18 protein-coding genes are annotated in these 20,198 nt (G+C 42.1%); 12 read left to right on the plus strand and 6 right to left on the minus strand.

Annotated elements, in window-relative coordinates; all coding sequences use genetic code 11:
* Nucleotides 1–37: 37 nt before the first annotated feature.
* Nucleotides 38–1,732, plus strand: coding sequence for a DUF6044 family protein (locus CW370_RS02525; RefSeq protein WP_029946398.1), 1,695 nt, complete (start codon nucleotides 38–40; stop codon nucleotides 1,730–1,732).
* 12 nt (nucleotides 1,733–1,744) lie between these two features.
* Complete coding sequence (locus tag CW370_RS02530; RefSeq protein WP_024572503.1) at nucleotides 1,745–2,758, plus strand: glycosyltransferase family 2 protein; 1,014 nt, start codon at nucleotides 1,745–1,747, stop codon at nucleotides 2,756–2,758.
* A 23-nt stretch (nucleotides 2,759–2,781) separates the two neighbouring features.
* Here the strand turns inward: CW370_RS02530 and CW370_RS02535 are convergent, their stop codons facing one another.
* From CW370_RS02535 to CW370_RS02545, 3 genes are all read right to left on the minus strand, one after another.
* Complete coding sequence (locus CW370_RS02535; protein WP_024572504.1) at nucleotides 2,782–4,617, minus strand: DNA ligase D; 1,836 nt, start codon at nucleotides 4,615–4,617, stop codon at nucleotides 2,782–2,784.
* Nucleotides 4,618–4,620: 3 nt separating this feature from the next.
* The gene (gene ku, locus CW370_RS02540; protein ID WP_024572505.1) at nucleotides 4,621–5,505 is read right to left on the minus strand and encodes a non-homologous end joining protein Ku; all 885 of its coding nucleotides are present in this window, start codon (nucleotides 5,503–5,505) and stop codon (nucleotides 4,621–4,623) included.
* Between the two features lie 87 nt (nucleotides 5,506–5,592).
* Nucleotides 5,593–7,995 (minus strand): EAL domain-containing protein, encoded by a 2,403-nt coding sequence (locus CW370_RS02545; RefSeq protein WP_024572506.1) that lies wholly within the window; start codon nucleotides 7,993–7,995, stop codon nucleotides 5,593–5,595.
* Nucleotides 7,996–8,175: 180 nt separating this feature from the next.
* On the opposite strand from CW370_RS02545, the gene CW370_RS02550 reads away from it, so the two are divergent.
* From CW370_RS02550 to rsgI, 4 genes are all read left to right on the plus strand, one after another.
* Nucleotides 8,176–8,841 (plus strand): DedA family protein, encoded by a 666-nt coding sequence (locus CW370_RS02550; protein ID WP_024572507.1) that lies wholly within the window; start codon nucleotides 8,176–8,178, stop codon nucleotides 8,839–8,841.
* A gap of 256 nt (nucleotides 8,842–9,097) precedes the next feature.
* Nucleotides 9,098–9,892: a TerC family protein gene (locus CW370_RS02555; RefSeq protein ID WP_442778187.1), complete on the plus strand. Its 795-nt coding sequence runs from the start codon at nucleotides 9,098–9,100 to the stop codon at nucleotides 9,890–9,892.
* Nucleotides 9,893–10,155: 263 nt separating this feature from the next.
* Complete coding sequence (gene sigI, locus CW370_RS02560; RefSeq protein WP_003245855.1) at nucleotides 10,156–10,911, plus strand: RNA polymerase sigma factor SigI; 756 nt, start codon at nucleotides 10,156–10,158, stop codon at nucleotides 10,909–10,911.
* Nucleotides 10,908–12,053 carry an anti-sigma-I factor RsgI gene (gene rsgI, locus CW370_RS02565; protein ID WP_024572812.1) on the plus strand — a complete coding sequence of 382 codons (1,146 nt, stop codon included), beginning with the start codon at nucleotides 10,908–10,910 and terminating at the stop codon, nucleotides 12,051–12,053. Before sigI ends, rsgI begins: the two co-directional genes overlap by 4 nt.
* Before the next feature lie 10 nt (nucleotides 12,054–12,063).
* On the opposite strand, the gene sspD is transcribed toward rsgI, so the two are convergent.
* Both sspD and htpK read right to left on the minus strand, forming a co-directional pair.
* Entirely contained in the window at nucleotides 12,064–12,258 is a 195-nt protein-coding gene (gene sspD, locus CW370_RS02570) for an acid-soluble spore protein SspD (protein WP_003218568.1), read from the minus strand.
* Between the two features lie 130 nt (nucleotides 12,259–12,388).
* Nucleotides 12,389–13,090: a transcriptional regulator HtpK gene (gene htpK, locus CW370_RS02575; RefSeq protein ID WP_024572813.1), complete on the minus strand. Its 702-nt coding sequence runs from the start codon at nucleotides 13,088–13,090 to the stop codon at nucleotides 12,389–12,391.
* A 170-nt stretch (nucleotides 13,091–13,260) separates the two neighbouring features.
* On the opposite strand from htpK, the gene htpX reads away from it, so the two are divergent.
* From htpX to CW370_RS02595, 4 genes are all read left to right on the plus strand, one after another.
* Entirely contained in the window at nucleotides 13,261–14,157 is an 897-nt protein-coding gene (gene htpX, locus CW370_RS02580) for a protease HtpX (RefSeq protein ID WP_003232513.1), read from the plus strand.
* A gap of 173 nt (nucleotides 14,158–14,330) precedes the next feature.
* Nucleotides 14,331–15,680, plus strand: coding sequence for a Ktr system potassium transporter KtrD (gene ktrD, locus CW370_RS02585; protein ID WP_024572814.1), 1,350 nt, complete (start codon nucleotides 14,331–14,333; stop codon nucleotides 15,678–15,680).
* A 153-nt stretch (nucleotides 15,681–15,833) separates the two neighbouring features.
* Entirely contained in the window at nucleotides 15,834–15,989 is a 156-nt protein-coding gene (locus tag CW370_RS02590) for a hypothetical protein (protein WP_003232510.1), read from the plus strand.
* Nucleotides 15,990–15,991: 2 nt separating this feature from the next.
* Nucleotides 15,992–16,168, plus strand: a complete 177-nt coding sequence (locus tag CW370_RS02595) for a hypothetical protein (RefSeq protein WP_032680454.1) — start codon at nucleotides 15,992–15,994, stop codon at nucleotides 16,166–16,168.
* A 40-nt stretch (nucleotides 16,169–16,208) separates the two neighbouring features.
* On the opposite strand, the gene CW370_RS02600 is transcribed toward CW370_RS02595, so the two are convergent.
* Nucleotides 16,209–17,231 carry an acyltransferase family protein gene (locus CW370_RS02600; RefSeq protein ID WP_015252222.1) on the minus strand — a complete coding sequence of 341 codons (1,023 nt, stop codon included), beginning with the start codon at nucleotides 17,229–17,231 and terminating at the stop codon, nucleotides 16,209–16,211.
* Between the two features lie 252 nt (nucleotides 17,232–17,483).
* On the opposite strand from CW370_RS02600, the gene kinE reads away from it, so the two are divergent.
* Together kinE and ogt are read left to right on the plus strand one after the other, a co-directional pair.
* Nucleotides 17,484–19,700: a sporulation two-component system sensor histidine kinase KinE gene (gene kinE, locus CW370_RS02605; RefSeq protein WP_029946305.1), complete on the plus strand. Its 2,217-nt coding sequence runs from the start codon at nucleotides 17,484–17,486 to the stop codon at nucleotides 19,698–19,700.
* Complete coding sequence (gene ogt, locus CW370_RS02610) at nucleotides 19,697–20,194, plus strand: methylated-DNA--protein-cysteine methyltransferase (protein ID WP_029946306.1); 498 nt, start codon at nucleotides 19,697–19,699, stop codon at nucleotides 20,192–20,194. Before kinE ends, ogt begins: the two co-directional genes overlap by 4 nt.
* The last annotated feature ends 4 nt before the right edge of the window (nucleotides 20,195–20,198 follow it).

Below are 20,198 nucleotides of genomic sequence, written 5' to 3' on the forward strand. Positions count from 1 at the left end.
GCCGACGGAGTCAGAATAACAAATGGATGTGTAAGCAATGTTACGATTGATGAGACAACAAAAAAAAGAAACATATTATCTCTGGATCGCATTATTTCTTCTTTTATTGTATGTATCCCCGCTTTTTATTTTAAAGGAAGATGCCCATATCCGGGTCCACGATAATTTAGATTCCAACATCGCTTGGTACAAGGTTCTGGCCGATAGCGGAGAAATCGTCGGCAAGGTTGACGCTGCCATTCCGCAAATCATTAACGGGCTGCCCCGGGATGCCTTTGGCACCGAGTGGAGCGGAATTGTTTGGCTCCATGCTTTCTTTTCTTCCATGACCGCCTATGCAATAAGCCAGACGGTTACAAGAGTTGTCGCTTTTTTTGGAATGTATGTGCTGCTGAAGAAACATATAATCCCGGAACCAAAAGCGGCTTTCATCCGAATTGGCGTATCGCTTGCATTTGCCTTAACACCGTTCTGGCCTTCGGGAATGCTGAGTACGCTTGGGTACCCTTTGGCACTGTGGGCTTTTTTAAATATCCGAAAAGGGGATATCTCATGGAGAGAGTGGCTGACGCTGGGCTTGCTCCCTCTATACTCAAGCTTTGTTCTAGGCTTCTTCTTTTTCCTGACAGGGATGGCGTGTTTTTGGCTGTATGATGCCATTACAAAAAGAAGATGGAATTTGATGTTCTTAGGCAGTATTGCATTTATGACGAGTATTTATCTTTTCGTTGAATATCGGCTTGTCTATTCGATGCTGTTTGAGCACGCACCGATGCATCGTATCGAATTTATCTCATCCAGGCATGACGTTTGGCATTCTCTTCGGCTATCCGTAAAAAACTTTGTCTATGGTCATAATCATGTGATGACCGTTCATACCGTTGTCATCCTCCCGATCCTGCTGGTCGTATTTGCTGCTCTTCTGTTCAAACGAAATCGGACAAAGCCAGAAAATGTGTATCTGTTTTTATGTGTGCTTAATTACGGATTGTCATTATGGTATGCGTTTTGGTTCAACAAAATTTGGGCTGTTCCAAAGCAGAAATTTGCCTTTTTAGCAGAATTTAATTTTGCCCGTTTTCATTTTCTTCGGCCGCTTGTTATATACGTGAGCTTTGCACTTGCTTTATATCTCATTTGGCGGATGGGGAAAGGATGGAAATGGCTTGTGTACGCCGCAGTCGCTGCACAGCTGATGGTGTTGGCGCCTTTTAATGAAGAATATACGTATGGCGTTCATTACAACGCGCCGACATTCAAGGAGTTTTATGCATCGGAGCAATTCAAAGAGATTAAGGAATATATCGGACGTCCGCAGGATTCGTACAGGGTGGCGAGCATCGGACTGCATCCGTCTATCGCCCAATATAACGGGTTTTATACGTTAGATACGTATAACAATCTGTATCCGCTTTCATATAAATATGAATTTAGGAAAATCATCGAAAAAGAGCTGGAAAAAAATTCTCGGCTGAAACAATACTTTGATGAATGGGGCAGCCGCTGCTACCTTTTTGTCGATGAACTCGGTAAACGATATGATTTCAAAAAGAACTCGAAGAAAACGATCAACAACCTTCAATTAAATACAGATGTATTTAAAAAAATGGGCGGACGGTACATTTTTTCTTCAGTTCCGATCATGAATGCTGAACAAAACCATCTCGCGCTCGTTAAGACGTTTGACCATAAAGATTCCGCCTGGCGCATTTATTTATATGAAACAAGATAAGGAGGATATCGATTGAAACAGTCACAGCCAGTATTAACCATCGTCGTTCCGTGTTTCAATGAAGAGGAAGTGTTTCAAGAAACAAGCCGTCAGCTGACAGAGGTTGTAGATGATTTAATTGAAGAAAAATTAATTGCTGAAGACAGTAAAATTCTGTTTGTCGATGATGGCAGCAAAGACCGCACTTGGGCTTTGATTGCTATGGAGAGCATTAGAAACAAGAAGATTACCGGCTTAAAATTAGCCTGCAATGTCGGCCACCAAAAAGCGCTTTTAGCCGGACTGCATAAAGCGAAGAATAAGTCAGACTGCGTCATTTCGATCGACGCTGATCTTCAGGACGATATCTCTGTGATCCGGGATTTTATGCTGAAATATCATGAGGGCTGCGAGATCGTTTACGGTGTACGCCGGAGCAGAAAAACCGATACCTTTTTCAAGCGCACGACCGCGTTAGGGTTTTATCGTCTCATGAATAAGCTTGGGATTAAATTAATTTATAATCATGCTGATTTTCGTTTAATGAATAAAAGGTCCCTCGAAGAGCTTGAGCGTTATCCGGAAGCGAATCTGTTTTTAAGAGGTATTGTCCCTATGATCGGCTTTAAATCGGCCGAAGTTTTGTATGACCGCAAGGAACGCTTTGCTGGCAAAACGAAATATCCGCTGAAAAAGATGCTATCCTTCGCTTTTAACGGGATTACTTCATTCAGTGTCGCACCAATTCGATTCTTTACGCTTTTAGGGTTTGTTTTGTTTTTCCTCAGCGCTGTGGCAGGGGTTGGCGCGTTTATTCAAAAGCTGCTCGGCCATACGAATGCAGGCTGGGCGTCTCTCATCATATCCATTTGGTTTTTGGGCGGGCTGCAATTGATGGGAATTGGCATCATCGGAGAGTATATTGGAACGATTTTTTCTGAAGTGAAAAGACGGCCGAAATACGCGATTGATATTGATTTGTATAATGAGCAGCTGAGCCCGCTCCAGCGCCAGGAAAAAGAGCGGTTAGAAAAAAAGTACAGTTAAACGGAAAGAGCTGACTAATGAAGTCAGCTCTTTTTCTTTAACTGATGCAATATGGCGCTAAGCGGTTCGTCTTGCGGGTTGCGGTAAAAATTAAAAAATGGGCAGCCCTGCTTCTTAATTCGATCGATGACCGTATCAATTGTAAACAGAGCGGGTGTTAAAGATGATTGCACCTCATGCCAGTAGAGCGGGGCTGCAACAGTCCCAAGCTCATTTCCTCTCGTCGAATAGGGGCAGATAATCGTTTTTCCTTCTGCATGCTGCAAATAATCAAGATACAATTTGCCGTGTCTGTTTTTAATCAAGCGTTCAGTGGTAAAGAGCTCGGGAAATGCATTGGTGCAGTACTCTGCGATCAGCTGCGTAAAGTGGCGTGTTTCTTCATACGTAAATGCCTCGGGAGACAAGGGAATATAAAGCTGGATGCCTTTGTTGCCGGACAGCTTCGGGTACGATGTGATGCCAAAGGAATCCAACAGCCGCTTCAGTTCATTTGCGGCCTGCACGGCCATAAGAAAGTCATCTCGCGAAGGCGGGTCTAAATCAATGACAATCTCAGCGGGACGCCTGCTTTTAATGGTTTGAAAAGGAACGTGAAACTCCAAAGCAAGCTGGTTGCAAAGCCATAGCAATGTAGACATATCCTCACAGACAATATGTTCATGGCTTCCATCATAGAAGGACTGAACAAAATCCGGCGCATAGTCTGGCTTGTTTTTTTGGAAAAATGATTCGCTCCTAGATCCATGCGGATAGCGGATGACGGTGACAGCACGGTTTTTCAGAAATGGGAGCAGGTAGTCACTGACTTCAATCATATACTGAATAAAATCTTCTTTTGTTTTTTTATTCTTTTCAAATATGATTTTATCCAGGCTTGTGAACTGGAGCTTTGGGTGAACCGGTTTGGAGTATCGTATGACTTGCGCATACGTGCATTCGGTCCAGTCCATTTGGAATTCGAAACCGATAAACGATGCCTCTCTTAATGTACCTTGGAGAATTGTTAAGTATTGAACAGCTGCACAAATCGAAGGTTCAAGCGTAAACTCGCCTGAGGGTGTTTGATGTCCATGCTGTTCCATAATCTTGCGTATAGCGCTTTTTTCCTCATCGCGCATTCCGTGCGAGACAGAGGCAATCGGTGTCATTATTCCGTTTTTTAATACCGATACCGTCAGAAACCCGTTATTAGGGTTGAATCCTGTTATGCAAACATAAGCTTGTTTAAAGTTTTTATATTTGAGCCAATCGGACGACCGCTTCTTTTCAAGCCATTTGCTGTTTGTTTTCTTCGCTACAATTCCTTCTCCGTCATATTTTATTACCATCTCCCAGAGTTGATCAAAATGATCATAACAGGGAATGGATTGAATGGTTTCTTTTGCGTAAGGATTTGGAGATGCAGGAAGCTTTGCTGCGGATATGAGATCATGCAGCGATTTTTTGCGGTCCAAATACGAAAGAAGCGTTACATCTTTTCCGCTTCGCTCTAACAAATCAAAGGCGAGAAAGCAGCACGGCCGCGCGTTTGCCGATTCCTGAATCTTGTCTGGCCTTTTCAAACGCCCCCGCACTTGAAGGTGTTCAAAATCTGCACGACAAGGATTCACCAAACATACGATTTCACCATCAAGTGTCAGCGGAAGCTCTTTTTCCATGTGCTGAAAGGCAGTTTTGGCGAATTGTGTGATTTCAGGGAAGATGCTGCTGAGCTCCACACCATTTCTGCTGGTTAAGGTCACACCTGAAGAATGGATGCGGAGAATACAGCGGTACCCATCATATTTTACTTCGTAACGCCATTCTGCTCCGATTGGCGGTGACGAAGTTAAGACCGGCTGCATGGTAAACGCCATGGGCTATGACGTGCCGGAGGCTTTTTTTCTAGTTGTTTTTTGTTTTTTATCTCCGGCTCCTTTCGGTTCAGCGGCTTGTGCAGGTGCGGCAGCCGGTGTCTCCCGGTTCGGCCTTCTGGTTCTGTCAATGCTGGCTTGCAGAGCGCTTACCAGGTCAATGACATCTTCACGAGGTGGCGCTTTATCAGGAGTGACGGCCGTTTCTTTATTTTCTAGCTTGTCGTTGACTCTTTGCAGCAGCGCCTGTCGGTACGTGTCTTCATATTTCTCAGGCTCAAACTCAGCAGTCAGTTCATCTATTAATGTGATAGCAGTTTGCAGTTCCTTATCGTTTACATTCGATTGATCAGGTACACCTGGGACATGAGCGGCGCTTCTGACCTCATCGGGATAATGGATAGACTCCATGACGATACAATTTTCATAAACGCGGAGAATCGCCAGCTGCTGCTTTGACCTGATTGTCATATTGGCGATACCGATCTTTCCGGTTGAGCGCAGCGCCTCACGCAGCAGGGTATAGGCCTTCGTCCCATTATCCCCGGGGCCGACAAAGTAGGAGCGGTTAAAATAAATCGGATCAATTTCCTGAAGCTGAACAAAGTCAACAATCTCAACTGCTTTCTCCTCATGCTCCTGTTTTAAGCTTTTTAAATCTTCGTCCGTCAGCACTACATATTTGCCTTTTACATATTCATATCCCTTCACAATTTCATCAGGACTAAGAGTTTTTTCGCAATTTGTGCAAACTTTCTCGTATTTGATTGGTGCGTGATCCTCTTTATGGAGGCTGCGCAGTTTAATATCTTTATCTTCTGTGGCCGCATATAGCTTGATGGGGATGTTTACTAATCCAAAGCTGATCGATCCCTTCCACATTGTATGCATATCGATAAACCCCTTTTTTTCTTTAGTGTGAAGAGAAGGAGTACGATTCATGTGTAGTAACTTATGGGTGAAAAAAAGCCGGCGCTGTTATTGCGACGGCTGTTCAATAATGAATTGTTCGAATTGTTCCGGAGGTATTGGCCTGCTGAAAAAGAAGCCCTGCAAATGGTCGCAGCCTTTTTCAAAAAGAAGCTGCTTTTGAGCTGCATTTTCCACACCTTCGGCAATCACCTGCAAAGACAGCTGATGCCCCATGGCAATAATAGCTCCGGTAATTTGCTCTGATTTAGGATGGGTCTGAATATCGTCAATAAATGATTTGTCAATCTTCAGCCTGTGAATCGGGAAGTCCTTCAAATAGCTAAGAGAGCTGTGACCAGTACCGAAATCGTCAATACTGATTCTGATTCCTAATTCTGTTAGGGATGATAAAACCTTTTTGGAGTGATCGAGATTGTCCATTGTCATGCTTTCCGTCACCTCCACTTCAAGAAGCTGCGGGGGAAGCTGGTATTTATTAAGCGTATCCTTGATGAGGGGAATCAGATCTTTGGATTGGAACTGTCTGGCGGAAATATTAATGGCGACAGAAAGATCATAGCCTTTGTCATGCCAAATCCTTGCCTGCTTGCATGCTTCATCTATAATCCACTTTCCGATATCAATAATAAGTCCCGTTTCTTCTGCAACACCGATGAATTCTCCGGGCGGACGCAGCTGCCCGTCTGGTGTCACAAGGCGTATCAGTGCTTCTGCTCCTGTCATTTTTTGTTTTTTCACACTGAATTGCGGCTGATAATGCAACACAAATCTATCGTTTTCGATTGCTTCTCTGAGTACCATCTCTTGGTTAAGCTTGACGGTTTCTTTGTTGCCGATTGAAAAAGAATAGTATCTGTATTTGCTTTTGTTTCGTTCTTTAGCCGCATACATCGCCATATCAGCCTTTTTCATCAATTCAAGTCCATCCGTCCCGTCTTTTGGAGATATCGCAATCCCGATACTGACAGATGTGACAAGGGTGTGATCTTGAATTTTGAAAGGTTTTTTGAATTTTTGGATAATTTTTCTTGCTAAAATATCTGCTTCGCCTGTTCCTGTATTGGCATCTGTTAATATAATAATAAATTCATCACCGCCAAGACGGGCGATAAATCCGTTATCAGGGACTACAGATGACAGGCGTTTAGCTGCAAACTGAAGCAGTTGATCACCGACATTATGCCCTAATGCATCGTTAATCACTTTAAACCGGTTTAAGTCGAGAAAGAATACAACGGTGTTATAATGCAAGGAATGCTCGCGATTCAGCACCTTTGTTAGATGAGAGATGGCATGCCTTCTGTTAGGTAAGTCTGTAAGTGAATCATAATGAGCCATTCTATGGATTTCTTTTTCTGCTTTGTACTGCTTCGTCATGTCTTTGCAAATGACATAAATGCTGTCTAGTTCCTGATTGACCTCAACAGGTATAAGCGTAATATTTAAGTGGAACTGGCCTTTTTCAGTGATAAGATCGCTATCGCTGTTCATCGCTTGTTTATCTTTTTTAACTTGCTCAAAAAGGCGCTTAATCTTCTGTGATGTATAATTCCTCCAGTCATGCATGCTGAAGCCAAATTTGCTGATCATTTCCTCACCAGCGTGATTGGAAGATATTATGTCTCCTTCTAATGATAAAATAAAGATTGCATCAATATTGTGGACGATTAAAGACTGAAATCGCTGTTCGTTATCCTTTATGCGTTCGCTCTGTTTAATAAACTTTCGATCTGCATGGGAACTGAATAACAATAACGTTTGGATACAAAAAATAATTAAAGTAACAAAAATTGACCAATGAAACGTTTGCACCTCCATATGGCTTCCGGGCGGAGCCATGTTCTTATGGAAAGTTGCCGCAAGCATCCCTGTGTAGTGCATGCCCGAAATCCCAATACCCATTACAATTGAACTGATGACTTTATAGAATATAAGATGCTCAGAATGTTTTTTCACGGCCAAGTCAAAGAATATTTTTAACGAGACGAAAGAGGCTGCGATCGCAATGATAATTGAAACTGTAAATAAAATCGGTTCGTAAATAATCATTACCCGGGAAATGGCAGACATTCCGATATAGTGCATAGAAGCAATAGATGCGCCAAGTACAACTGATCCGGTAAGCAGTCTGTAATATGTAAGAATGTGCCGGCTGACAAAATATAATGACACAAATGATCCCGAAACAGATGCGCCAATGGCTGCCATTAAAGGCATGAATTCATATTCCATCGGCATTTCCATATGGACGGCCATCATCCCTACAAAATGCATTGACCAAATACCGAATCCCATAATAAGTGAGCCGCCGATCAGCCAAATTTTACTTTTTAAGCCTGTATTGATGGTGACTTTCCTTGAAAGTTCAAGGGAAATATACGAGGCGGTACAGGCAATTAGAATAGATAAACATATGAGCGTCGTATTATATGTAACGTGTATTTCCAAATGGAGATTCCCCCCGTATCGTGTGTTCCAGTCTTGTTGACTCTCTTTATTATCGGCTGCTTAACCGCAGAGTTTCAGCCTTCAAAACGATAGAAATACGAGGAAGATCTGTTTTTAGTTCAATTGACCGTGAAAAATGTGTTAAAATCATCTTGACGTTTTCCGAAAAAACAAAAATGTATGATACATAAACATGAAACAAGGGAGTTGGTGGCTATCGAAGAGCTGGTTATGTCATGGATTGAAGCATTTAAAAGCTTATCTTATTTTGGAATATTTCTAGCGCTCAGTATTGAGTTTATCCCGGCCGAAGTCGTCTTGCCGCTTGCGGGCTATTGGGTATCTAAAGGCGATATGACACTTGCCGGCGTTGTTTTGGCAGGATCGCTTGGAGGAGTGGCCGGTCCGCTTACGCTGTATTGGATAGGCCGGTACGGAGGAAGGCCGTTTCTTGAACGTTTTGGGAAGTATCTCTTTATTAAACCTGAAGCGCTTGATAAGTCAGATAATTTTTTCAAAAAACATGGGGGCTTTGTCGCCTTCAGCGGCCGTTTCTTGCCTGGCATCAGGACATTGATTTCCATACCGTGCGGAATTGCAAAAATGAATGTTTGGGTGTTTTCGCTTTATACATTCATTGCTATGCTTCCGATTACATTTGTATATGTTTATCTCGGTGTGAAGCTCGGTGAAAATTGGAAGGAAGTCGGCTCTATTCTTGATCAATATATGCTTCCGATCGGGATAGCGATTTTGGCGCTGTTCCTGCTCTACTTACTGATGAAAAAGAGGAAGAAACGCACGCATTCCGAACAATTATCTGTATTTTTAAAAAATAAACGTTGACAAATCATTGCGCTGCGCATATCATTGACGTATAAAATCATATTTCTTGAAATCCCAAAGGGGAGTAGCGTCCGGAATGTACTCCGGAAACAAAGTCGTCATTTCATGGATTGTATCCATCGGCTTTGTTGGCATGCCTGAATTCATGTCTAGCAAGACCTTTGCCTTATGTCGGCAAAGGTCTTTTTTGCATGGTCCGGCCGGCATAAGATCGGATGAAGAGAAAGAAAACAACTTTTTTGGGAGGGTATCATTTATGGATGCAGCATTATTATTAGAGTATGGTTGGGTTCTTCTCGTCTTGATCGGGCTGGAAGGGATTTTAGCCGCCGATAACGCGCTGGTTATGGCGGTAATGGTAAAACATTTGCCGGAGGAAAAAAGAAAAAAAGCGTTATTTTATGGATTGGCAGGGGCTTTTGTTCTGCGATTTGGCTCTTTATTCGCCATTTCATTTTTGGTCAACGTATGGCAGGTTCAAGCGATTGGCGCGATCTATTTGCTGTATATCTCAGCAAGCCACTTATTGAAAAGATATGTATTTAAGAAAGAAGATACACATAAAGAGACGAAGCAAAGCGGTTTTTGGCCGACTGTTTTAAAAGTTGAGCTGGCAGATATCGCGTTTGCTGTTGATTCCATCTTAGCAGCAGTAGCGCTGGCGGTTACACTTCCTGGGACGTCACTCCCGAAGATCGGCGGACTTGACGGAGGACAATTTCTCGTCATTTTGGCCGGCGGTATCATCGGACTGGTGATCATGCGGTTTGCGGCTTCCATGTTTGTGAAGTTATTAAAGGAACGTCCAAGCCTAGAAACAGCAGCCTTTGTGATTGTCGGCTGGGTCGGAGTGAAGCTTGCTTTATATACGCTTGCCCATCGCGACATAGCGGTTGTTTCTGAGCACTTTATTCATTCTGAAACATGGAAGCTGATATTCTGGGGTGTCTTAGCAGCAATCGCGGTTTGCGGCTGGTTTATGTCAGGTGGGAAAAAACAGCCGGAGGGCGCACAAAACGAACAAAAAAACAGCACCCGTGAACGGGCGTAATCTGAAAGACTCTGCTTAAAAGCAGAGTCTTTTTGTGTTTGAAGCGTTTTCATAAGCGAAATAAAATAACATTTTTATAACATCTTTGTTACAAAAAACACGCATAAAACCCCCTTAATTCTTTAGAAAGGCACGAAATCATGTATAGGACGTCAGAATGGTTTGTCATAATTGAGACATTGGAAATCAATATTTCTTTTTCTCCTTTGCGAATCCCTATCAAATTAGCTATCATTAATGAGTAGTTATAGGGAGGAACTGAGGTGAAACCAGTGCTTAGCCTTTTGTTTAAATTGGGAAAAAAGAAGCAAACACTTGAAAAAGCTGTTGAAAGTATACAAAAAGGCAATAAAGATCTGCAAAATGAATTAATACAGCAATATAAGCCATTTATCGCAAAGACGGTTTCATCCGTTTGTAAACGATATATAGATGAAAAAGACGATGAGTTCAGTATTGGACTGATCGCGTTTAATGAAGCTATAGAAAAATATTCACCTGAAAAAGGAAATTCTCTGCTCGCATTTGCTGAGCTTATTATAAAAAGAAAAGTCATTGATTACATTAGAAAAGAAGCCAGAAGCGCACAAAATATAAATATCGATTTACAGGAAGGAGACGATCAGGAGTCATCACAAAGCCTGATTGAAGCCGAGCTTTCCATTGATGAATACCGCCGTCAGATTGAACAGGAGCAAAGGCGGGAGGAAATCCTCTATTTTCAAAAGCAGCTCAAGGATTATGGTTTATCGTTTAAAGAACTGCTTGAAAATTCTCCAAAGCACACGGATGCAAGGCAAAACGCCATAAAGGTGGCAATGACGCTTGTTGAACATGAAGAATTGGCCGCTATCCTGTATACAAAGAAGCAGCTTCCGGTCAAACAGCTTGAACAGCTTGTCTCTGTAAGCCGAAAAACGATTGAGAGAAACAGAAAATATATTATTGCGATGTGTATTATCATTACGGGTGATTATATTTATTTAAAAGATTATCTTAAAGGGGTGCTGCACTCATGAGAAGAGGGATTATAATAGAGAAAAATAAAAAATTCGTCACGTTGCTGACCCCTGACGGACAATTTTTAAAAGCCAAAAATGATCGACACAGCTATGAAATCGGTGAAGAAATCATGCTTCCGAGTGAAACACGCATGGGCAGAAGGGCCAGCTTTTTTGATTTTTTTAAACTGCGCCCTTTCAAAATGGGGATTTTTACGATGACTGCTATTATGCTTTTTATTTTTATAGTTCTCCCCGTTTTTTCTAATAATAAGGCCTATGCGTATATGACAATCGATATCAATCCAAGCGTCGAAATGGCGTTAAACAGCGATTATGAAGTGATTGAACTGACACCTCTAAACGATGAGGGACAGAAAGTCGTGAATGATATAGATGATTGGGAGAAGACTGATTTTAAAAAGGTGATTGACGATATTATAACCGACTGCAGTGAACACGGGTATGTAAAGAAATCGAAAGAAATATTGATTTCCACTGTTTATGAAAACACAGAAGACAATACATATAAAAAGGCTGTGAAAAAACAGCTGAATGATGTGACTGAAAAATATAAAACGACATACCGCATGGAATCTCTCGAGTCAGATATGCAAACGAGGGAAAAAGCGAAGAAAGAAGGCGTCTCAACAGGCAGCTACATCAAATCAAATGAAAAGAATGACAATAAAGATTTAAAAGATGACTCCAGCAAACCATCCGGGGAAGAGGATCAAAAGAGTGATGAAAATGAGGATGAAAACACCGATCAAACTGACACCCAGGACAGCAAGCAAGGAGATAATGAACAGCTGAATGATGCGGATTCCGGAGACCAGAAAGAAGAGAAAGCGGATGACCAGATTGATGATAGTGACAAAGATAAAAAAATAAAGGAATCAGATGAAAACACAAATACCGAAAAAGATGGGGACCATGAGCAAACCCCAATACAAGATCCTCAAGATAAAGGAAATGAAAATAACGGCGCTGACAAGGGCCAAAGCCAATATCACAGGGACTGGAACAATGGTGAACAAGGCAAGAACCGTTCTTCGTCCAGAAGGGATAACGCTTCAGACCGACGTAATCCAAACGGCTACAGCAGTGATAATAATTCAGCTCAAAATGAAGATTCGCCGAGTGCCCCCGGCGAATAAAGACCTGAATTTATTTAGTTGTGCCATTTAATTGTGATTGTGCTTGCTGTACCAGCCGCTTTGTCATTTCTCCGCCTACAGAGCCGTTAGCGCGTGCGACTGTATCAGAACCAAGGTTCACACCGAATTCTTGAGCCACTTCGAGTTTAAATTGGTCTAGTGCCTGCTCCACCCCTGGAACAACGAGTTTATTTCTGCTCGCCATCTTTTTCATCTCCTTTTTCGATAAAGAAATTCTTAACGCGTATTTAGTTTGAAATATACGGGGTTTATTTATGCTGGCAATTGTTGTGGAGAAAAATAAAACCCCGGCCTCTGAGCCGGGGTGACGCAGACTATAGAATGTCTGCTGTCATTTTATGTGCGGTTGTCTGAATATGGAATGTCAAAATGGAGAGGACTGTAATGGCGATAATCTGTCTGATTTTAAGCCATTGGCTGTCATTCAGTTCTTCAAAACGGTGACGGAGACGCTCTGTCTCCTGTTCGGCGATCTCCTGCAGATTTGATTCTTTCATAGAAGGAGTATCTTGGTGATGGATGGCATCAAGCACATATGCGCAGCTTTCATAATAAGCAATCGGGCTGATGACATCATCAGATCTGTCTGAGATTGTGTTAAAGGCCACTTTTAAAATAGCCCGTATGTGTTCAAAGTCATAAATGGATTTTAAATCACGTACAATTAAAAGAATAACTGCCTGTTCAATTGAGTATTTTTTGCCTAGCTCAGGGTGTCCGATCAGATCTTTGATATCACGCTTTACCCAGTTTTGAATCGCGGTTGACTTTAACGAAGTCAGCTCGCATAAGTTGCCAAGCTCTACGATTTCATTTGTAGACAGTCCGTATTCTTTTTTCTGTTTTTTTCGTTCATATCTTGTAAGAAATTCAGGAATTTCTAGATGATTGGCTGCTTTTTCTGCTGACATGTTCGCTGATTGGACGAGAATGTCGAGCGGGCTATGTTCTCCTTGTCCTTTTAGGGAATAGAGCAGCCGCACCATATCGGTTCGAGAGAGTTTAAAAATGTTCATTGTTCACCTCTTTAAACAATTTGACGCGGATATAGGTCTATGTATAAGTTCAAAATTCAAGCGTCAGCAAATTACATTAACATCATACGTCGAATTCCTTGCATTTTCAAATGGATGTTTTATAATTTAAATATACGGGTTCTTTTGAACTTAAAATAACGGAGGTTGTTATGGCGAAAAGAATTTTTCTGTTTATTCTAACGAATATTTTGGTGCTTACAACAATCGGGATCGTTTTGTCTGTTTTAAGCTCTGTTACAGGAGTCGGGACGTACTTTACAGCTGATGGCGGTATCGATCCAATGGCGCTTCTTGTGTTCAGTTTAGTCGTTGGATTTGTCGGTTCCTTTACGTCTCTTGCGATGTCCAGATGGATGGCAAAGACGATGATGGGCGTCAGAGTGCTGAATCCGAAAAAACACTCGCTCAGCTATGAGGAACAGCAATTGGTTGATCGTGTTCACAGATTAAGCCGCTCTGCCGGTTTAACGAAAATGCCGGAAGTCGGGATTTACCGTTCACCTGAAGTAAACGCGTTTGCGACTGGACCGTCAAAACGCCGCTCACTTGTCGCAGTATCGTCAGGGCTGCTGGAGCAGATGGATGACGCAGCGGTTGAAGGTGTGCTTGCCCACGAGGTCGCGCATATCACAAATGGTGATATGGTAACAATGACGCTTTTACAAGGTATCGTTAATACTTTTGTCGTCTTTTTATCGCGTATCGCCGCTTGGATTGCAAGCCGTTTTGTCAAAGAAGATCTAGCGCCGATCGTTCATTTTATTGCAATGATTATTTTTCAGATTGTCTTTTCGATACTTGGCAGCCTGGTTGTGTTTGCGTATTCACGCCATCGTGAATTCCATGCTGACAGGGGAGGAGCGGATCTTGCCGGCAAGGACAAGATGATTCATGCGCTGCGGACGCTTAAAAGCTATTCTTCCCGGATTATGGAAGACGATCAGACAGCTGTCCAAACGTTAAAGATTAATGGCAAGAAGCGCTCTTCGCTTTTCTCTACTCACCCTGATTTAGATGAGCGAATCAGACGGCTGGAAGCTAAATAATACAAACACATTGTTCCTCTGAGAGAATTCTCAGAGGTTTTTTATTTTATCCATTGACTAAAATCATAAAAAAATAAGCAAGTTAAGAAAATGTTTCGTAAAAGCCTTTAAAAATGGACCTAATATCTTTAGAATAATTACCGTACTTAAAAAGAGAGGCAGAAGGATTTTACATGAGATTAAAGTTTGGAAAATTGATACAGGCCTTGTCACCGGCCCAGCTGATCGCATTATATTATTTTCTTGCAGTTACTGTGGCCGTTATATTGCTGAGTTTGCCGGCGGCCCATAAACCGGGGGCGGATTGGACGTTTATTGATGCGCTTTTTACAGCTGTCAGTTCAGTCAGCGTAACGGGGCTGACGGTAGTTGATACAGCTGATACATTCAGCACAATAGGGATTTTTATATTAGCATTTGTTCTGCAATTTGGCGGAATCGGAATTATGACGCTCGGAACGTTCATTTGGCTGATCATGGGAAAACGAATCGGGCTGAAAGAACGGAAACTGATTATGGTTGATCAAAACCAATCCCAGTTTTCAGGAATTGTCAATCTGATGAAGCAAGTACTGTTTCTGATCTTGTGGATTGAATTTTTTGGCGGGCTGATACTCGGCACATATTTCTTAACCTACTATGACTCCTATCAGGAAGCTTATTTACACGGGTTTTTTGCCAGTATCAGTGCAACGACAAACGGCGGATTTGATATTACCGGTAATTCGATGATTCCATTTCGCCACGATTACTTTGTGCAGTTTATTACAATGCTTTTAATTATATTTGGAGCGATTGGATTTCCCGTGCTTGTTGAAGTAAAGGATTTCCTGTTTTCAAAGCATCGGCGTTATCCATTTACGCTTTTTACAAAGATCACGACGATTACGTTCGGCTCACTTGTCTTGTTTGGAGCCATTGGCATCTTTGCCCTGGAAGCAAACCATGCGTTCGCAGGAAAATCATGGCATGATATTTTGTTTTTGTCCTTGTTTCAATCAACGGCAACCCGAAGCGGGGGACTGGCAACAATCGATATCAGCCAATTATCAGATTCCACACTCTTTTTTATTTGTGCGCTGATGTTTATCGGAGCGTCGCCAAGCTCAGTCGGGGGAGGCATACGGACAACGACTTTTGCTTTGAACCTTCTTGCGCTGTTTCATTTTGCCCGCGGCAATAAGGCCGTAAAGGTATTCAAACGGGAGCTACACCCTGCTGACTTGATGAAGTCGCTTGTTGTCACGATGATGGCGATCCTGCTCGTTTTTGGCGCGACACTCATTCTGACCATTACAGAAAAGCATTCCCTGCTGGAGCTTTTGTTTGAAGTGTGCTCGGCATTCGGTACAACAGGCCTGTCGCTTGGAATTACGGCAGATTTGAGCAGTGTTGGAAAATGCGTCATTATGGTTGTCATGTTTATCGGGCGAATCGGCATCCTGACCTTCCTGTATCTGATCGGAAGAAAGGAAATTGAAGCGAATTATCACTATCCGAAGGAAAGAGTGATTATCGGATAGGCAAAACACCGCATATTTTGCGGTGTTTTTTGATTGCCAAAAAAAAGATGTGTGCCTCCTGTTCAGTTGGAGAACCTAACTTCGACAGGTGCAATTAACGCTCCTGCATCTTGAAGTGAGTAAAATGTCTGAAAACTGGCGAGGAGGATTCGTATGAAGCGTAAAGCTGAAGTGAATGAAGCCATTAAAAATAACAATACACCTACCGAGAGCATGGACCCCAATTCATATAAGACACAATATCATGACGACCCCAATTTTAGAGGGGCAAACCGCAATTCCAAACAGGGCCAGCAGGGAGGCATGTAATTGTGAAGAAAAACCGTCATAGCAGAGACATGCAAAATCATAAAAAGCCTATGAATAAAAAGGTGCTGGAGGAAGAATTCTCAAGTGAACTTGGGGATTACAATGCCGGAAAGATCATCGAAACGCTGGAAGTCACCCAGCCTGAAAAGAAAAAAGAAAAAAACAAAAAACAACAATAAAAAAGACCTCTTAGGCGGCGTCCGCTTAAGAGGTGCTTTTCTATTTTAAATAAGCATTTTTGCCCGTTCCTCTGACAAATTGCAATAAGCTGGTCATCCTCAGCTCAATGAAGGGCTGAGCGACTGTCTTAACAAAGTTGCTGGAGAGGACTGATGTCAGGGCTGCTGTTAAAAGCAAGAGGATCACTAAGCTTTGATAGTCAGTAAGCCAATCCTCAAGCCCGACCTGCCGTAATGTTTTAATAATAAACCCGTGAAGCAGATACACGTAAAATGTCCGGGTTCCCCATCTGGTAAAGAAATACCGTTTTTGCGGAACAAGCGCTAAAAAGCTGAAGGTTGCCCCAAAGGCGAGTACATACCAGCCGATTCGGGATAGTCCGCTTACAAGGGTAACGTCTCCAAATGAAGAATACGGTTTTGAACCAAACAGAAAAGAATAGTCAAAATCGATGCCCCAGCAGATGACGAATACTGCGGCAAGCACTCCGAGCGCAATTTGTTTGCCGCGTTTTGATCTCAATAAATCAAAATGATGTTTATTTAAATAAAAACCGACAAGGAACATCGGTAAGAATACGAATGTCCGTGACAAGCTCAGCGTGCTGCTGACAAAGTCCAGATAACCGATCAGCACGGCGATTCCGCAGCTGACAAACAGCGCCCACTGCTTTGAAAGCTTTGAAAAAGGATATAGGAGCAGGTTCCAAAAGAATAAGCTTACAAGAAACCATAACGACCATTGCGGATCAATCGGGTTCACATTTGCCATGCTTTCATCTTGCATAATGTAATAAAAGACGGAATAAATGATTTGGAAAATCAAATACGGAATAATCAGCTTGACCGCCAGCTTTTTTACATATCCCGCCCGTTTAAAGCCTTTCGCGAAATAACCGGATACAAGAATAAATGCAGGCATATGGAATGTGTAAATGAACTTGTAGAGGTAGAGCATAAAATGATTATCATTAATAAAGGAACGAAGGATATGACCGAATACAACAAGGAATATCAATAAAAATTTTGCGTTATCGAAATAACTGTCCCGCGATTTACTCATAGCATCACCTTCTCTTTCATCAGTCACTAAGAGATTATTCCCTGCTGGTACATATTTTAAAATAAAAGATGAAAAAGGAATCTAAAAAAATGCTGATTGTTAGGTCGATGTAAAGTGACGGTAAGGATCGTAGAAAATGTCTTCGTAATGTAATGGCGCTGAAATTTTCTGAAATTTATAGGGCAAATGAAGGAAGTTCCCGCATTTTGTAGAAATATTGAGGGATAGGTTTTGAAGAAGGAGTGTACATGCATGGAAACTCTTGGTGTCCAGACAAACTCGGAGCTGCGAGAGGAACTGAATCGCCTCAAAGAAGAAAACGCGCGACTGAAAAAGGAATTGAATCAGCATCAAGTGATTGTCAACAATACGCTCGATGCTATTTTTATTTGTGATAACGAAATGCGGATTGTTCAGGCAAATGAAGCAACAGAAAGGATGCTTCAAGTTGACTCGGAAGATTTGAAAAAGCGTTCTGTTTTGGATTTTTTGTTTTCAATCCCAAAGGATGAACTGAATCTTTCCGTAAAGAAGTTTTTTAAAAAAGGCTTTCTGTGGAAGGAGGTTCCGATCAGGCTTGACTGCGGGGCAACAAAATACATAGAGTTTCTGGCCAAAAGAGGCATTGGTGAGGATTTCTTTTTTGTTGTCATGAGGGACATATCTTCTAAGAAGATTCTGGAGCGGGAATTCTCTATGAATGAACAGCTTTTTAAGGACTTGTTTGACAGAGCAGTTGACGGAATCGTCCTGTTTGATAAAGATGGCGGTTTTATTGATGCCAATTTGTCCTTTTGTAAAAGCTTTGAAATCAATCATAATGAGCTGTCTCATTTATCTTTGTATGAGTTCATAGACAGCGGCTCACGAAAAGATTTCGACAATATCTGGAAGGCGCTCAACCGCAAGGGAAAAGCGAAGGGGGAGCTGCCTGTCAAGCTTCGTTCAGGAGTTCAAAAACTATTTGAATTCACGATTACATCAAACATCATCAGCGGTTTTTATATGTCCATTATGAGGGATATCACAGAGAAGCGGTCTATGGAGCTGCAGCTCTTTAAAAGTGAGGAGCGCTTCAGAGAAATCTTTGAAAATGCAATGGACGCCATCATCATCTGGTCGAATGACGGAAGAATCGTAAAAGCGAATCAATCAGCCTGTAAAATTTTTGAGCTGCCGATGAATTTGCTGTTGAAAAGAAAGCTGTGTGATTTTCTCGTTGACTCGCAGCAGAAATACAGCATAACGAAAAGGAAATACGCAAAATACGGAGAGATCAGAGAAGAGCTGCTGTTTCAAATGGGGAACGGGCAATTCAAAGAGCTTGAATTTACTTCAAAACGGACAATCCTTGAAAATCAGCATTTGACGATCTTAAGAAATGTAAGCGATAGAAAGCGGATGGAAAAGGAGCTTCGGGAAAGCGAGCTGAAATTCAGAAAAGTGTTCAACGGCTCAATGGACGGCAATGTATTGTTCGACAATCAATACAGGATCATCGACGCCAACCCATTAGCAAGCCATATTTTGGGCCTGTCACATGAAGAGATAAAACAGCACAGCCTGTTAGACATTATTTCTGCTTATGAAATAGAAAATCTGGCATCACCGGCAAGGCAGATTAATTTTGATGAAATGGACAACGAAATTCCATTTTTGCTGAGCAGCGGTGATAACAGAAAACTCGAATTCTCATTTAAACGGAATATTATTCAAAATATGAACTTGGCTATCTTTAAAGACGTAACAGAGCGAAAAGAATTGGAGGAACGCCTGCGCAAATCAGATACCCTTCATGTTGTCGGCGAACTTGCAGCCGGCATTGCTCATGAAATCAGAAATCCGATGACTGCTCTTAAAGGCTTCATTCAGCTTCTGAAAGGGAGTGTCGAGGGAGACTACGCCCTTTACTTCAACGTGATCACCTCAGAACTAAAGCGCATCGAATCCATCATCACCGAATTCTTGATTTTAGCTAAGCCCCAGGCCATTATGTATGAGGAAAAACATGTTACCCAAATTATGAGGGACACGATAGACCTTCTAAATGCGCAAGCCAATCTCAGCAATGTACAAATGCAACTTGATTTAATTGACGACATTCCCCCGATTTACTGTGAACCGAATCAGCTGAAACAGGTTTTTATCAATATATTAAAAAACGCCATCGAAGTGATGCCTGACGGCGGAAATATTTTTGTAACGATAAGGGCATTGGATCAAGATCATGTTCTTATTTCCTTAAAAGACGAGGGAATCGGAATGACAGAAGATAAATTAAAGCGCCTTGGTGAACCATTTTATACGACAAAGGAACGGGGAACTGGACTTGGGCTTATGGTAAGCTATAAAATTATTGAAGAACATCAAGGCGAGATTATGGTAGAAAGTGAAGAAGGGAAGGGCACCGTTTTCCATATTACGCTTCCTGTCAGACAGAATGCTGAAGAAAGAAGGAATGATGAATGAACTACTATACGACAGCCGAAACGCCACTCGGTGAACTTATCATTGCCGAAGAGGAGGACCGGATCACTCGTCTATTTCTCAGTCAGGAAGATTGGGTGGATTGGAAAGAAACGGTTCAGAATACTGAGCACAAGGAAACACCTAATCTTGCAGAAGCGAAACAACAGCTTCAAGAATATTTCGCAGGCGAAAGGAAGACATTCTCCCTGCCGCTCAGCCAAAAGGGCACTCCTTTTCAGCAAAAAGTGTGGCAGGCGCTGGAGAGGATTCCATATGGCGAATCCCGAAGCTATGCGGATATTGCCGCTGCGGTCGGCAGTCCGAAAGCGGTGCGCGCTGTCGGACAGGCTAATAAACGTAATGACCTGCCGATTTTTGTCCCGTGCCACAGAGTGATCGGCAAAAACAGTGCGTTAACAGGATACGCCGGAACCAAAACGGAGATCAAAGCATTTTTGCTAAACATCGAGCGAATCTCCTATAAAGAAAAATAAAACA

Origin of the sequence: Bacillus sp. SN32, from assembly GCF_002837495.1 — a bacterium.
Lineage (GTDB): Bacteria > Bacillota > Bacilli > Bacillales > Bacillaceae > Bacillus > Bacillus subtilis.